The 13,963-nt window shown below is 66.7% G+C and carries 14 protein-coding genes; 3 read left to right on the top strand and 11 right to left on the bottom strand.

Translation table 11 applies throughout. The features are described from left to right. Window positions 1-2 precede the first annotated feature (2 nt). From G6N36_RS20120 to pdxR, 5 genes are read right to left on the bottom strand one after another with little or no spacing between them, the layout of a single operon-like run. Window positions 3-1,859 carry a galactan 5-O-arabinofuranosyltransferase gene (locus tag G6N36_RS20120; protein ID WP_163688623.1) on the bottom strand — a complete coding sequence of 619 codons (1,857 nt, stop codon included), beginning with the start codon at window positions 1,857-1,859 and terminating at the stop codon, window positions 3-5. Between the two features lie 2 nt (window positions 1,860-1,861). After that, window positions 1,862-2,644 carry a decaprenylphospho-beta-D-erythro-pentofuranosid-2-ulose 2-reductase gene (locus tag G6N36_RS20115; RefSeq protein WP_163688622.1) on the bottom strand — a complete coding sequence of 261 codons (783 nt, stop codon included), beginning with the start codon at window positions 2,642-2,644 and terminating at the stop codon, window positions 1,862-1,864. Next, window positions 2,645-4,045: a decaprenylphosphoryl-beta-D-ribose oxidase gene (locus G6N36_RS20110; RefSeq protein WP_163688621.1), complete on the bottom strand. Its 1,401-nt coding sequence runs from the start codon at window positions 4,043-4,045 to the stop codon at window positions 2,645-2,647. A 47-nt stretch (window positions 4,046-4,092) separates the two neighbouring features. Further along, window positions 4,093-4,491 (bottom strand): GtrA family protein, encoded by a 399-nt coding sequence (locus tag G6N36_RS20105; RefSeq protein ID WP_163690780.1) that lies wholly within the window; start codon window positions 4,489-4,491, stop codon window positions 4,093-4,095. Window positions 4,492-4,515: 24 nt separating this feature from the next. After that, on the bottom strand, window positions 4,516-5,934 hold the full coding sequence (pdxR, locus tag G6N36_RS20100) for a MocR-like pyridoxine biosynthesis transcription factor PdxR (RefSeq protein ID WP_163688620.1): 1,419 nt from the start codon (window positions 5,932-5,934) through the stop codon (window positions 4,516-4,518). 49 nt (window positions 5,935-5,983) lie between these two features. On the opposite strand from pdxR, the gene G6N36_RS20095 reads away from it, so the two are divergent. Together G6N36_RS20095 and G6N36_RS20090 are read left to right on the top strand one after the other, a co-directional pair. Further along, window positions 5,984-6,454, top strand: a complete 471-nt coding sequence (locus G6N36_RS20095) for a carboxymuconolactone decarboxylase family protein (protein ID WP_163688619.1) — start codon at window positions 5,984-5,986, stop codon at window positions 6,452-6,454. A gap of 12 nt (window positions 6,455-6,466) precedes the next feature. Continuing rightward, window positions 6,467-7,225, top strand: a complete 759-nt coding sequence (locus G6N36_RS20090; RefSeq protein WP_163688618.1) for a phosphotransferase family protein — start codon at window positions 6,467-6,469, stop codon at window positions 7,223-7,225. Here the strand turns inward: G6N36_RS20090 and G6N36_RS20085 are convergent. From G6N36_RS20085 to G6N36_RS20060, 6 genes are all read right to left on the bottom strand, one after another. Beyond that, window positions 7,222-7,572 carry a TFIIB-type zinc ribbon-containing protein gene (locus G6N36_RS20085; RefSeq protein ID WP_083129332.1) on the bottom strand — a complete coding sequence of 117 codons (351 nt, stop codon included), beginning with the start codon at window positions 7,570-7,572 and terminating at the stop codon, window positions 7,222-7,224. The genes G6N36_RS20090 and G6N36_RS20085 overlap by 4 nt on opposite strands. Window positions 7,573-7,669: 97 nt before the next feature. Further along, complete coding sequence (locus G6N36_RS20080) at window positions 7,670-9,292, bottom strand: HNH endonuclease signature motif containing protein (RefSeq protein WP_163688617.1); 1,623 nt, start codon at window positions 9,290-9,292, stop codon at window positions 7,670-7,672. Window positions 9,293-9,401: 109 nt separating this feature from the next. Beyond that, entirely contained in the window at window positions 9,402-10,232 is an 831-nt protein-coding gene (gene wzm, locus G6N36_RS20075) for a galactan export ABC transporter permease subunit Wzm/RfbD (RefSeq protein ID WP_163688616.1), read from the bottom strand. Further along, complete coding sequence (gene glfT1, locus G6N36_RS20070; protein ID WP_163688615.1) at window positions 10,229-11,131, bottom strand: galactofuranosyltransferase GlfT1; 903 nt, start codon at window positions 11,129-11,131, stop codon at window positions 10,229-10,231. Before glfT1 ends, wzm begins: the two co-directional genes overlap by 4 nt. Continuing rightward, window positions 11,124-11,939, bottom strand: a complete 816-nt coding sequence (gene wzt / locus G6N36_RS20065; RefSeq protein WP_163688614.1) for a galactan export ABC transporter ATP-binding subunit Wzt/RfbE — start codon at window positions 11,937-11,939, stop codon at window positions 11,124-11,126. The genes glfT1 and wzt overlap by 8 nt, the downstream gene beginning before the upstream one ends. An 11-nt stretch (window positions 11,940-11,950) precedes the next feature. After that, window positions 11,951-12,451: a bacterial proteasome activator family protein gene (locus tag G6N36_RS20060; RefSeq protein WP_163688613.1), complete on the bottom strand. Its 501-nt coding sequence runs from the start codon at window positions 12,449-12,451 to the stop codon at window positions 11,951-11,953. 314 nt (window positions 12,452-12,765) lie between these two features. On the opposite strand from G6N36_RS20060, the gene G6N36_RS20055 reads away from it, so the two are divergent. Then, the gene (locus tag G6N36_RS20055) at window positions 12,766-13,962 is read left to right on the top strand and encodes a cysteine desulfurase-like protein (protein WP_163688612.1); all 1,197 of its coding nucleotides are present in this window, start codon (window positions 12,766-12,768) and stop codon (window positions 13,960-13,962) included. Window position 13,963 lies beyond the last annotated feature (1 nt).

Below are 13,963 nucleotides of genomic sequence, written 5' to 3'. Positions count from 1 at the left end.
TCCTAGTTGGGCAGCCGAATGGCCAGCACGAACGGCCCGATCTCGGACACATCGAAGCGCGGATCGTCGAACAGTGCCTCGTCGAGTGCGACGTGGTAGCGCCGCACGTTGGGCTGGTTGGGGTAGACGTCCGACGCCAGTCGCAGCGTGTAGGTGTCGTCGGCGCCCCGGCGCATCAGGAAGACGTCGGGCGCCTTCCACGGCAGTGAGTCGAGGCGGTCGATGAACTGGTCGGCGTCGGTCAGGGTGGCCCAGCCCTCGATGGTGTCCGCGCGCTTCTCGAATTGGGCGAGCGGGTTGGCGTAGTGCGACGTCAGCCCCTGGAAGCCGTAATAGGGGTAGTACGACAGGAAGCTGTAGTCCGCCGTGAGTACGACGGTCTCGTTGCGTGGCCGACCCGTCACCTCGCCGATCCTGGCGTCGATCTCGCGGTAGTAGCGCTCGGCTCCCGGGGGCCGACGGTCGGCGCGCTGGCCGTAGCCGTCGGTGTCGGTGTAGGCGACGACGATGTCGGGGCGCAGCACGTCGGGGATGTCCTGTGCGAAGGTCACCGCGCCGAGGGTGCCGAGCGTCGCCGCCGCGGCGACGACCCGCTTGGCGGTTTCGGGCTGATACCTGTGCGCGATCGCCAGGCTGACTTCGATGAAGCCGAAGGCGCCCGCCGCGGTCAGCAGCACCGTCAGCGTCGGCTGCAACCGGAACGACAACAGGGTGGTGCCGGCCAGTGTGGTGACCATCGACAGCAGCGACCACGCGTAGACGGTGAGTACCGCGACGGCCAGCGCGCCCGCCCTGGTCGACGAACGGGCCCGCCACACCAGCCACAGCGTGCCGACCATGCAGAGCGCACCGAGCAGGGTGAAGCGCAGCATCGGGAATTCGAGATTCGCGCCCGCTGACGGCAGGTAGTGCATCGCCGTACCGGACTCGGCGGGCGTGTCCTTGGCGGCGGCCAGCAGCCACGGGCCAAGTCCGATCAGCCACATGGCTGCCGAGATCGCCGCGATGACAAGCAATCTCAGCAGCGGCTCGATAGAGCGTCGGACCGCGGCGAGGGTGAACGCCATGATCGCCAGCGTGAACGCGGCATAGCCGAGCAGCAGCGAGTAGAACAGCGCCGCGACACCGAGGAACACGCCCGTCGCGATGACGGCCGCCCAACCGCCCTTACGATCACCGCCCCGCAGGCCCGACCACGCGAGCACGAAGACCGGCGGCAGCAACACGGTGATGACGGCGGCGTACGGCTCGGCGGGCGAATACGCGAGCGTGGCCGCGGCGGTCGCGGTCGTCACGATGAGCGCGTATTCGAATCGAATCATCTTGGCCCACAACACGAATGCCAGCACGATCGCGATGGTGATCGAGATGATGGACCACGGCTTGAACATCTCCCACGCAGGGGTGCCGCTCAGCGCCGCCATCCGGCCACCGATCCAGAACCAGCCCGGCGGATAGAACGGTGGCAGGCCGTAGTAGGTCATGTCGTGCAGGGCGGGGCTGTCGGCGAGGCGCGTCAGGTATTCGGTGCGGAACTGCTGGTCGACGGAGATGCCGAACAGGTACAGCTTCGTCGCACCCAACGGCATCGCCAGAGTCACGACCGAGAACGCCGACAGGAACGCCCATGTCCCGAGCTGGGCCAGCGCTCGTCGACCTCGCCGCCACAGCAGACCGGACGCGAACAGACCGGCCAGACAGACGAATTGGCCGACGGTGGTCAGGGCGTGCAGCTGGTTCGATGAGTTGTAGGCTGGCCATTCCACGCGCGCGATCGCGACGAGGGACACCGCGGCCACGGTCACCGCGATGATGACCGCCATGGCCATCTGGCCCAGCGTGGCCAGCGCGCTCCGCATGACTAGATCGGCAGCTTGCGCATGATCGCGCGCGGAATGTGCCGGATCACCATCATCACGTACCGAAACGCGCCCGGCGCCCACACCAGATCCTTGCCCTTGGCCGAGGCAGTGACCGCCAGTTCGGCGACGTCTTCCTTGTCGACTGTGAACGGCGCCTCCTTGGCGCCGGTGGCTTTCCAGTACGCGATCGTCGTGCCGGTGCGCACCTGGCCGGGCCTGATCACCAGGACTCGAACACCGAACTCGCGCAGCGCTTCTCCCAGTCCGAGATAGAAACCGTCCAGGCCGGCCTTGGTCGATCCGTAGACGAAGTTCGAACGCCGCACCCGCTCACCGGCGGCCGAACTCATCGCGATGATGCGGCCGAAGCCCTGTGCGCGCATCTTCTCGGCGAGGAGCACACCGACCGAAACCGCAGCGGTGTAGTTGATCTCGGCGATCTGCACGGCCTTGCGCTGGTTCTGCCACAATTCCTCGGCGTCACCGAGCAAGCCGAACGCGACGATCGCCACGTCGACGTCGCCTGCGGCGAACGCCGCGTCGATGACCTGGGGGTGACTCTCGGTGTCGACACCGTCGAAGTCGAGCCATTCCACGGACTTCGCACCCGCCGCCTCCATCTGGGCGATGGCGTCGTCACGCTTGGGGTGGCCCGGTAGGTCGGCGAGCACGATGCGGGCTTTGGCGTTGCGAAGGTAGCGCTCGCAGATCGCCAGCCCGATCTCGGAGGTCCCGCCGAGCAGCAGGATGGTCTGGGGATTACCGGTGGCATCAAGAACCATTTACAGAAGCTCCAAGCGTCGGGCCATATCGGATGCGAAGACGCCGTTCGGATCGGCCTTGCGGCGCACGGCGATCCATTCGTCGATGAGGGGGTACATCTGGTGGAATCTCTCCGCGCTGACGCGGGAGTCCTTCGCGGTGTAGACCCGCCCGCCGAATTCCATGACACGGTCGTCGAGTTCGTTGAGGAACTCGTTGACCCCGGCCTTGTTGGGAAAGTCCATCGCGACGTTCCAGCCGGCCATCGGGAAGCTCAGGGGCGCACGGTTTCCCGGGCCGAACAGTTTGAACACGTTCAGCGCCGAGTAGTGGCCGCGCGTCTGGATCCAGCGGATGATCGCCTTGAACTCGTCGAGCGCATCGGGCGGTACCAGGAATTGATGTTGGGCGAAACCTGCTGGGCCGTAGGCGTTGTTCCATCCGCTGACCAGGTCGAGCATGTGGTAGAACTGCGACAAGTTCATGATCTTGCCGGAGTACGTGCCACCGAGTCGGTAGTAGACCTCGCCGATCGCCATGAACGACAGCTTGTTCATCGCACTGATCGGGAAGATGTCGGGCACCGTCAGCAGTTGTGGCGCATCGAATTTCAGCGGGTTCTTGGCCAGCTTGGGGGGCAGTTGGTCCAGGGTTGCCAGGCTCCCCCGGCTGACGGCGGCACGACCGAGCTTGGGCGGCGGGCTGATGAGGTCGAACCAGGCGCTGGAGTAGGTGTAGCGGTCCTCGCTGCCGTCGAGGTGCACGGCGATGGTCTCGTCGAGGTCCTTGGTCGCGACACCGTCGGCGATGAAGTACGCGGTTTCGGTGCGCGTCATCACGATGCCGGCACGCACGACGATGCCTGTCAGGCCGTTGCCGCCGACGGTCGCCCAGAACAGCTCGCTCTCCGGCCCGTCGGGCGTGAGCGTGCGTACTTCGCCGTCGGCCATCAGCAGGTCCATCCACAGCACGTGGTTGCCGAAGCTGCCCGCGCTGTGGTGGTTCTTGCCGTGGATGTCGGAGGCGATGGCGCCGCCGACGGTGACCTGTCGGGTGCCGGGCAGCACCGGAACCCACAGCCCGAAGGGCAGTGCCGCCTTCATCAGCTGATCCAGGCTCACGCCGGCGTCGACGTCCGCCAGCGCCGTGTCGGCGCTGATCGAATGAATGCGGTTCAGCGCGGTCATGTCGACGACGAGGCCGCCGCCGTTGCACGCCTGATCGCCGTAGGACCGGCCGAGGCCGCGCGCGAGGACGCCGCGACGCAGGAATGCCGGGCTCGAGGCACCGGGATCGTTGGCCTCACGGACCGCCGCCGCGATGAGTTCGACGTCGGGTGTAGCCAGCACCTGCGCGACCGACGGTGCGGTGCGCCCGAACCCGGTCAGGGCGCGCGAGGTCGTCGGAAGGTTGTCGAACATCGTGACGAGGGTACCGTGCGGGCCGTTTCGGCCCGGCGCGCGCGAGCTCAGCGCAGCCGGAAGATCACGGCGCGCTGGACGACGAAGTTGATGACCGTCGCCGTGCCCTGCGCGATGACGAACGCGACCACCACCGCGGTCGGTGTGTAGTCCATTAGGTCCAGGAACAGGTGGTTCAGTCCGACCTGGACGACGAACGTCGTGATGTACAGCGCCCACACCGCGACCAGTCGCGCCCTGCTGGGCGGAGCCTGGAACGTCCAGCGCCGATTCAACAGGTATGCCGTCGTGGTGCCCGCGATCCAGCCGATGACTTTGGCCAGATCGGGTTGCAGGCCCGCCCCCTTGTAGAGCAGGACGTAAAGGCCGAAGTCGACGATGGCGCTGAATCCGCCGGTGACGATGAAGCGCCAGATCTGGGTCGCGAGACTCAGGTCTGGGCGCATCGGGGGCTCGGTCACCCGGGCAGCTTAGCCACCGACTCCGCTGGCGTTGAGCACGGCGCGCAATGCGTCGATGGCGGCGGGGAAGGCGTGGTCGGCCGGGGTGCCGAAGCCGATGACGAGGCCGTCGGGGCGCGGGATCTCGGGCCCGGCGTGTGGATGGCGCATGATGGACAGCCCCTGGAGTCCGATGCCGGCCTCGCCGGCTCGTTGCAGCACTTCGTGTTCGGCTCCGTTGGGCAGCGTCAGGGTCAGGTTCAGCCCGGCGTCGAGTCCACGGGTTTCGATGTCGGCGTGCGCCAGCGCCTGAACGATGACGTCGCGGCGTCGCCGGTAGCGCATGCGCATGCGGCGGATGTGTTTGTCGTAGCCGCCGCTGGTGATGAACTCGGCCATCGTCAGTTGGGCGATGCCGTTGACGTAGAACTGGGAGCCTCCTTCGGCCTCGATGACGGGGTCGACGAGGTCGGTGGGCAGCACCATCCAGCCGAGCCGGAGTACCGGTGACAGGCTCTTGCTCGCGGACCCGAGATACACGACGCGTTCGGGGCCTAGCGCCTGCAGAGCACCGACGGGCTGGCGGTCGTAGCGGAACTCGCCGTCGTAGTCGTCGTCCAGGACGTAGCCGTCGGTGCGGTGGGCCCACTCGACGACCGCGGTGCGCCGCGAGGGATGCAGCGGCATCCCGTAGGGATTGTGGTGGGCGGGGGTGAGGAGGACAGCGGGCACGTCGAGCTTGTCGAGCTCGGCCACCATCGCGCCGTGGTCGTCGAGACCGATTGGGACAGTGGAGATTCCCATCGCGGCGAGCGCGTCGCGGAATACGAAAAGGCCGTACGCCTCGACGGCGATCGGGCGCTGGGTCCCGAAGACTCGGCCCATGAGTTCCACGGCGTGCCGCACGCCGGCACAAATGACGATCGATTCCGGTGAGGTTCGGACTCCGCGCACCCGCGCGAGGTAGTCGGCGAGCGCGTCGCGCAGTTCGGGCCGGCCGCGCGGGTCGCCCCTGCGCAGCGCCTCGGTCGGGGCGTTGGTGAGCGCGCGTCGGGTGGCTGCAGCCCACTCGCTGCGCGGGAACTCCGCGACGTCCGGATTGCCGGGCATCAGGTTGTGCGCCGGCGTCACGTTCATGCCGCGGGGGCGGGCGGGACGTTGGGCGCCGCCGGTGTTGACCACCCAGGTACCCGCACCCTGCCGCGACGCCAGCCATCCTTCGGCGACGAGCTCGGCGTACGCCTCGGCGACCGTGTTGCGGGCCAATCCGAGGTCGACGGCCAGGGATCGGGACGGCGGAAGCATGGTTCCCGCGGCGAGGCGGCCGGAACGCACGGCGTCGCGTAGCGCGGTGAGCAGGAGTTCCCTGGCCCCGCGGACGCGCGGTGTGATGGTCTCGCGGAGATCCAGGTGCAGGTCACGGGTACCCGGATTGGCCCACGAAGTCATGGCGAAAGTTAACCATGCAGCTGGTATTTTGCCCATTAGCGTTGGGGTCATGACAACCACATTGGAAACTTCAGAGTCCCTGGATCGAATCAAGATCTACAAGACGTCGCCGGAGTTGTACGAGGCGATGATGGCGTTGAGCAATGCGGCGGCCAAGGATGTCGACGTCGAGCTCGGCGAGCTCATCAAGATCCGGGCGTCGCAGATCAACCACTGCGCCTTCTGTCTCGACATGCACACGCGGGATGCGCGCAAGCATGGCGTCAGTACGCAGAAGCTCGACGTGCTTGCGGCGTGGGAAGAGGCGGGGCCGCTGTTCTCCAAACGCGAGCGGGCCGCGCTGGCGCTGACCGAGGCGATCACCGAGCTCGGCGACGGCCATGTGGCCGACGAGGTGTACCAGCGTGCGGCGCGGGTGTTCTCCGACCGCGAGCTGGGTCAGGTGATCGCGATGGCGGTGACCATCAACGCGTGGAACCGCATCAACGTCGCCGCCCGCGTTCAGCCGCCCACGCGGTAATACGGTCGAGGGGTGCAGACCCGGTCCGGTGCAGAGATCCGCGTCGATGGTGACGTGGTCTACAAGCTGCACCGGCCGGGCACCGACCCGCGTCAGTTGTCCACGCGGTTGCGGGTCGCCGCGGCGTCGAAGGCCCTGCTGTCACCGTCGGAGGTGGAACCCGAGGCCGTCGGTGATCGGTGGCGCACCAAGTGGCCGTACGTGGAAACTGTTGTGCCGCAACCTGAACATCTGCCGTGGGTCGAGGCGGGTGCGCTGCTGGCCCGCTTGCACCGTGAGGAGCCGGTGGGGCGGATCCCGCCGCACGGTTGGCCGCAGCGGCTGCGCCGCGCGATGGATGAGTTGCGGGAAGATCGAGACTCGACGGTGCTTCGCGCGGCGGCCGTTCTACCGGACGCGGTGTGGCGTGCGGGGTCAGCGGCACGGCCGTTGTCGGTAGTGCATGGTGATTTCCACCTCGGCCAGCTCGGTAGACGGGATGCCGGGTCGTCGTGGTTGTTGATCGATGTCGACGATCTCGGGATCGGCGACCCGGCATGGGATCTGGCTCGGCCCGCGGGTTTCTGGGCGGCGGGCCTGATCCCGGATGACGATTGGGGCGCGTTCATCGACGCGTATCGCGATGCCGAGGGGCCGGCACTGCCGGACGGCGACCCGTGGCCCGTTCTTGAGCCATTCGCGAGGGCCGCGGTGGTGCAGGCCGCCGCCCACCATCGCCATGACGAGTTGCTGATGGCGGCCTGCACGCGGATGGCTAGCTCGGATGGCTAGCTGGAGAAGAACAGCCGACCGAAGCCCTGCTTGCGGTAGTGCTTGTTGCCGCGATGACCCCAGCCGGGGCCGTAGTCGTAGCCGCCGTATCCCTGCTGTCCGCCGTACCCCTGGTGCGGAGCGGGTGGTGGCGGCGGCGCCGACTGGACGAACCGGTTCTCCATTTGCGTCAGCGACTCGAGCTCACCGAAGTCGAGGAAGATGCCGCGGCAGGTGTCGCATTGCTCCAGGTGGATGCCGTTGCGTTCGTAGGTCTTCATGATGCCGGCGCACTTGGGGCACAGCAGCGTGGTACCTGCACCAGGTGACGGCGGAGGCTTCGGGGGTTCATATGGCGGGATGCTCATATCGCGATAACGCTAGAGCAACCTGGGAAGTGCCTGGGAGCCTGTCGGCGGTGTGTCTGCGCGAAGTCGCGACTGGCGACAGTTGATAGCGCTGCGCTCAGAATGGTGCTGGGTCGTGGTCGCTTGGGGGTCGTGGTCGGGTGGGGAAGTAGGTGTTGTCGCAGTCGTTTTCGGGACTGTCGCCTGGGTTGTGCTGATTGCGGGCGCGTTGTTCGGCTTCGGTGTGGATCAGTGTTTGGTTGTGTCGGCGTTCGTCGTTGATGGCTTGGGTGCGGTTCTGGGCTCGGGTGGTGGTGCGTCGGGGCATGGCCAGCCCGCGCGCTGGGTCGGTGGTGGGCGGGGTGGAGCGGTGACCCCGGACGGGCGCGGTGGGGCGGCACAGGGTGGGGAACAGCAGTCGGCTGCCGGGATAGGTGGTGTAGGTCTGGCCCTGCGGGCAGGTCCAGATGACGGTGCCGTCGGGGTGCTGTTGGTCGTGCCAGCCCCAGAAGGTTTTGAGTAAGTGGTGTTTTCGGCACAGAACTTTGAGGTTCGACGCCTGGGTCGGACCGTGCGGGTAGGCGATGGTGTGGTCGACATCGCAGCGGTGGGCGGGCTCATCGCAGCCCGGGAACCGGCACGTCATATCGCGGCACCGCACAAACGTCGCCAACACCGCCGAGGGGATATAGCGCGGCTCAGGTGGGTTGTTGCCCGGATGCACGACCGGCACTAGCTTGGCGCTGCCGGCGATTTTGGCGGCCAACAGCGGGGCGGGCAGCATCCCGCGACCCACGACCAGCGCCGGCGGGGTGGCCGCGATGACCGGTGTCCACGGTGTCGGGGCGAGGGCTTCGCGCCAGGTCATCTCCTGCCACGGTTTGCGATCGGGATCCACCGGTGCTTCGCCGTCCAACTGGGCCGGGGTGTCATCGGTCAGCGACTCCTCGTGGGCGATCACATGGACCACCACCGCACTGGATTGAGCGTCTTTTGCCGGGCAGTCGGGGTCCTCACATAAGCAGGCCAGCCGGTCGGCTTTGTGCCCGAGCGCGCCGAGTGCGGCGGCGCGGCGCTGATCCAGGGTGCGCGGATCGGCATCGCACACCGTGCGCGCCATGGCGTCCAACCGTTGGTCCAGCGCCTCGGCGTCGGTGATGATGAGCCGGCCTTCGATGAACACCACACCTGATCCGTCGTCGGGGTCGTGGATGTCGACATGGCAGTTGCGGGCGGAGGATTCGGTGCGCCGTACCGCGGCGGGGTCATAGCGATTGACCCAGTAGTCGATCTGGGTTTCGGTCTTGTGCGCCGACAGCGATCCCCAGTCTTGGACCGCGGCGGCGATCTCGGTGTCGACTTTGGCCATCGTGTCGGGATCGCTGATCAGCCGGGTGCGGGCCACGATCGCGGACACCAGCCGGTAGGTGATGGCCCCGGCGGCGAACACCTCACCCACCCGCGGGAGCCGTTCGCGCAACCCGATGGCGATCAGCAGTTGATGCGAGGCCACCCCCAAAGAGACGTTCTGCGCGGCGGCCACCGACGCCGCCACGGCACCCCAGTTGTCCAGACACCACTGCTCCCGCTCCTCAGAGCCGTCGACGGCCCACATCCGTTCGAGCTCCTCGGCCGTCGCCAACAGCCGTCGCGCGCAGGCGGCGTTCTCCACCCGCGCCCACGCCCCCACCGATGCCGCACCCCGGCTGTGGGTGGCCGCCTCAACGAGTCCATCGAACATAGGTTCGACAATATTCGGCCACCGCCATCAAACCAGCAGCAAAACCCAACCTGTGGACAAAACCGCCATTGGGGATAAACCCAACGCGGGGGTTGGGGATAAACGTCGGCTAGACCCAGTACGCGACGCGCGACCGGTATTGCCGCATCGCAAACGCGGCGAGCGTCCATCCGATGACGGTCAGCACAATGACCACCACCCAGTGGTGCACCTCTTGATCCGCGCCGAGCAGAGGCGCCCGCACGATGTCCAGATAGTGCAGCAGCGGATTCAATTCGACGATCCGGGCGTAGTCACCCGCCCCCTGCTGCCGCAGCGTCGACTCGTTCCAGATGATCGGCGTCATGAAGAACAACAACTGGACCAGGCTGACCAGTAGCGGGCTGATGTCGCGGTACCGGGTCGCCAGAATGCCGAAGCACAGCGATACCCATACGCAGTTCAAGACGATCAGGAACAACGCCGGGATGACCGCCAGGTCGGGCCAAGTCCACGGTTTGGGATAGATGAACGCGATGATCACGAAGATGATCATGTTGTGGCCGAAAAGGATGATCTGCCGCCACACCAATCGGTACACGTGAACGGACAGCGGCGTCGGAAGCTGTTTGATGAGACCCTCGTTCGCGATGAAGACCTCCGCCCCCTCGAGAATCGACGCGTTGATGAGGTTCCAGACGATGAGGCCAAGTGTCACGTAGGGCAGATGCTCTTCGAGCGGAAGCTTGAACAACTTGGAGTACAACAGACCCATAGCGACCGCCGTAGCGCCGGTGGCAATCGTGATCCAGAACGGTCCGAGAACCGACCTGCGGTAGCGCTGCTTGATGTCCTGCCAGCCCAGGTGAAACCACAGCTCGCGTTTGCCGAAGCCCGCCACCAGGTCGCCCCAGGCGCGGCCAAACGTCTTCGACTGTGCGGCAGCGTCGGTGAACGTCACTGTGCGGGCCTCCCGAACCTTTCCTTACGGCCCATGCGCCGCAACCGAATCCATTCCATCAGACCTGCGGGGTCGCGCCGCGACACCAGGAAGTACCAGCCGAACCGAACCCACTCCTGGAACACCAGCTTCCGAAGGCCCGGCTGCGACTGCAGGTATCCACGATTGCGATAGGTGAAGAATCGCTTGGTTTCATCCTCGGGGTACTGCGTGTGCATCCGTCCGCCCAGGATCGGCTTGAACTCGTCGCCGCCCTGCGGGTGCAGATAGACCGCGTCCAGACAGGTGCCGAAGGGTAGCCCCGTCCGCACCAGGCGACGGTGCAGTTCTGTCTCGTCGCCGCGCACGAACAACCGCAGATCCGGTACGCCGGTGGCCTCCAGCGTGGACGCGCGGAATAGTGCGCCGTTGAACAACGAGGCGATGCCTGCAAGCAGGTCGGTGGACGTCTCGGTACGCAACTCAGCGACCCGGCGTCGCCACGCCAACCCGCGACGCAATGGAAACGCTAGGCGCCCAGGGTCATTCATATCGCACACCATTGGCGAGACGGCTGCCAGCCGATGCTTCTCGGCGCACGCGAGGAGAGTACCGAGCACTTCGGAGTCGGCGGGCCGCCCGTCGTCGTCGGCCAGCCACACCCAGTCGCTACCGAGCGTCAGGGCGTGCAGCATCCCCAGCGCGAATCCTCCAGCGCCGCCTAGGTTCCGCCTGGAGCCAAGGTAAGTAGTCGGAAGCGGTTGTCCGGCAACGAGTTCAGCGACGCCCGGATCGTTGTCGTTGTCGATGACGACCAAGTGGTCCGGCGTGCGGGTCTGGGCCGCCACCGCTTCCAGCGACTTGGCTAGTTCGTCGGGACGCCGGTGCGTGACCACGACGGCGCACACCGTGTCACTCATCGGGGACCGTAGCCGGCCAATCCGAGCGGTGTTCGTCGAGGACTTCGCGGACATGACGGGCGGCGTCGTCGCCTTCGTACGCGCGCACGACCTCCTCGATCCCGCCGGTCATCTTGATGGTGCCGTGGTCGATCCACATCGCGGTCTTGCACAGCCGGGCCAGGAATTCGTTGGAGTGGCTGGCGAATACCAGGATGCCGGAGCGCTCGACAAGGCTCTGCAGCCGCGACTGCGCCTTTTTCAAAAAGTCGGCGTCCACCGCTCCGATGCCCTCGTCGAGCAAGAGGATCTCGGGGTCGATGCTTGTCACCACACCCATCGCCAGGCGTACCCGCATACCGGTCGAGTACGTCCGCAACGGCATGGAAAGGTAGTCGCCCAGCTCGGTGAACTCCGCGATCTCGTCGACCTTGGCCAACATCTGCTTACGCGTCTGCCCGAGGAACAGTCCGCGGATGATGATGTTCTCGAAGCCGGTGATCTCGGGATCCATCCCGACCCCGAGATCGAACACGGGCGCCACGCGGCCGGTCACCGTTGCGACGCCGCGGGTGGGTTCATAGATGCCGGACAGCAGCCGCAGCAGCGTCGACTTCCCCGCGCCGTTGTGTCCGACGAGCCCGACGCGATCGCCGAGTTCCAGCGACATCGTGATGTCGCGCAGTGCCTCGATGACGACGACGTTGGATTCGTTGCGGCCGATCGCGCCTCCGGCCTTCCCGAGGAACGCCTTCTTCAACGAGCGCGACTTGGCGTCGAAGATCGGGAACTCCACCCAGGCGTTGCGCGTCGAGATGTGTGGGGCCACGTGCCGGGCTCCTAGAGGTACTGGCCGGTCCCGGCGCCGCCGCGCGGTCCGGCCATCCCCGGTGGCAGCGCACCCTGGCCCCGCATCTGCTCCAGCTGCTGGCGCGCCGCCATCTGCTGGGCGAACAGCGCCGTCTGGATACCGTGGAACAGCCCTTCCAGCCAGCCCACCAACTGTGCCTGCGCGATGCGCAGCTCGGCGTCGGACGGGACCCCGTCCTCGGTGAACGGGAGCGTCAGGCGCTCGAGCTCATCCCGCAGCTCGGGCGCCAGGCCTTCCTCGAGCTCGGCGATGCTGGTCCGGTGGATCTCGCGCAGCCGGTTGCGGCTCGCGTCGTCCAGCGGTGCCGCACGCACCTCCTCCAGCAGCTGCTTGATCATCGTGCCGATCCGCATCACCTTCGCGGGCTGCTCGACCAGGTCGGTCAGCGACTTTCCGTCATCGTCCTGCGCGCCTTCGCGCGGCTCCCCGCCGATGATCTCGATGCCGTCGTCGTCGTTGTTGGCTGTCATGTTCCTCTCGTCCATCTGTCCCGTGCCCTTCGGGCGGGGGCCCACTTCGCGCTGCGATATGACGTACGTAGCGACACTAGCCCGTCAGTCTTGGCGAACCCGCAGTCTGGGCCCTGTGAATGGATTCATTCCGTGCTTCCGCGCCCTCAGTCACGAAAGTGCTATGAGCACTCCGAACCCGGAGGCCGCTGCACTAGTATGGCTCGCCAGGTGACCCGTTTCGGGCCCGGCTGGGTAGCAACGGGTGGTTAAGCCGGGCATCGTGCGAGATCGTGTCCGGTAGTGCAATTCAAGGACGCTTAAGGTGGGCTGGCATGGCATACGACGTCGCCCGGGTGCGTGGACTGCACCCGTCTCTGGGCGACGGTTGGGTGCACTTCGACGCGCAGCACGGCATGCTGCTTCCCGATGCCGTCGCAAGGGCTGTATCCACCGCCTTCCGGGGTTCGATGCCGACGTCGACCGGACCACATCCGTCGGCGCAACGCAGTGCCGCGGTGCTCACAGCGGCCCGCCAGGCGGTGGCCGATCTCGTCGGCGCGAAGCCCGAGGGTGTGGTGCTCGGCTCGGACCGTGCCGTGCTGCTCACCAATCTGGCTGACGCCTCCGCCGCTCGCGTCGGTCTCGGTTACGAGATGGTGGTCACCCGGCTGGATGACGAAGCCAACATCGCCCCGTGGCTGCGAGCCGCCAATCGCTATGGCGCCAAGGTCAAGTGGGGCGAGGTCGACATCGAGACCGGCGAACTGCCGAGCTGGCAATGGGAGGGCCTCATCACGGCGCCCACCCGGCTGGTCGCCATCACGTCGGCCTCGTCGACGTTGGGCACCGTCACCGACTTGCGGCCGGTCACCAAACTGGTGCACGACAACGGCGGCCTGGTGGTGGTTGACCACTCCGCCGCCGCGCCCTACCGCCTGATCGACATCGACGAGATCGATGCGGACGTGGTCGCCGTGAACGCCCTCGCCTGGGGTGGCCCCCCGATCGGGGCGCTGGTGTTCCGCGACCCGTCGATCATCGATTCGTTCGCCTCGGTCTCGCTGAACCCGTATGCCCGTGGCCCGGCCCGGCTGGAGGTCGGGTCGCATCAGTTCGGCCTGCTCGCCGGCGTCGTCGCCAGCGTCGAATACCTGGCGTCCCTCGACGAGTCGGCGCAGGGCACCCGTCGTGAAAGACTAGCTACGTCAATGCAATCGGCGTCGTCCTACATGAGCCGGCTGTTCGACTACCTGCAAATGTCGTTGCGGTCGCTGTCCGCGGTCATGGTGATCGGGCGGCCCGAAATGCGGATCCCTGTCCTCAGTTTCGCGGTCAGCGACGTGCCGGCAGAGCGGGTGGTGCAGCGGCTGGCCGACAACGGCATCCTGGCCATCGCGAACGCGGGCTCGCGGGTGCTCGACGTGATCGGCGTCAACGACATCGGCGGTGCCGTCACCATCGGCCTGGCCCATTACACGACGACCGCCGAAGTGGACCAGCTCGTTCGCGCTCTGGCATCGCTGGGCTGAC

It is taken from the genome of Mycolicibacterium gadium (genome assembly GCF_010728925.1).
GTDB lineage: Bacteria > Actinomycetota > Actinomycetes > Mycobacteriales > Mycobacteriaceae > Mycobacterium > Mycobacterium gadium.
The sequence above is the reverse complement of the archived record's forward strand: the minus strand, read 5'-3'. Positions and strand labels throughout refer to the sequence as shown.

Excerpts from the sequence above, each read along its gene's own strand:
- G6N36_RS20120 (WP_163688623.1), bottom strand. The coding sequence starts at position 1,859 with ATGCGGAGCGCGCTGGCCACGCTGGGCCAGATGGCCATGGCGGTCATC.
- G6N36_RS20115 (WP_163688622.1), bottom strand. The coding sequence starts at position 2,644 with ATGGTTCTTGATGCCACCGGTAATCCCCAGACCATCCTGCTGCTCGGC.
- G6N36_RS20110 (WP_163688621.1), bottom strand. The coding sequence starts at position 4,045 with ATGTTCGACAACCTTCCGACGACCTCGCGCGCCCTGACCGGGTTCGGG.
- G6N36_RS20105 (WP_163690780.1), bottom strand. The coding sequence starts at position 4,491 with ATGCGCCCAGACCTGAGTCTCGCGACCCAGATCTGGCGCTTCATCGTC.
- pdxR (WP_163688620.1), bottom strand. The coding sequence starts at position 5,934 with ATGACTTCGTGGGCCAATCCGGGTACCCGTGACCTGCACCTGGATCTC.
- G6N36_RS20095 (WP_163688619.1), top strand. The coding sequence starts at position 5,984 with ATGACAACCACATTGGAAACTTCAGAGTCCCTGGATCGAATCAAGATC.
- G6N36_RS20085 (WP_083129332.1), bottom strand. The coding sequence starts at position 7,572 with ATGAGCATCCCGCCATATGAACCCCCGAAGCCTCCGCCGTCACCTGGT.
- G6N36_RS20080 (WP_163688617.1), bottom strand. The coding sequence starts at position 9,292 with ATGTTCGATGGACTCGTTGAGGCGGCCACCCACAGCCGGGGTGCGGCA.
- glfT1 (WP_163688615.1), bottom strand. The coding sequence starts at position 11,131 with ATGAGTGACACGGTGTGCGCCGTCGTGGTCACGCACCGGCGTCCCGAC.
- G6N36_RS20060 (WP_163688613.1), bottom strand. The coding sequence starts at position 12,451 with ATGACAGCCAACAACGACGACGACGGCATCGAGATCATCGGCGGGGAG.
- G6N36_RS20055 (WP_163688612.1), top strand. The coding sequence starts at position 12,766 with ATGGCATACGACGTCGCCCGGGTGCGTGGACTGCACCCGTCTCTGGGC.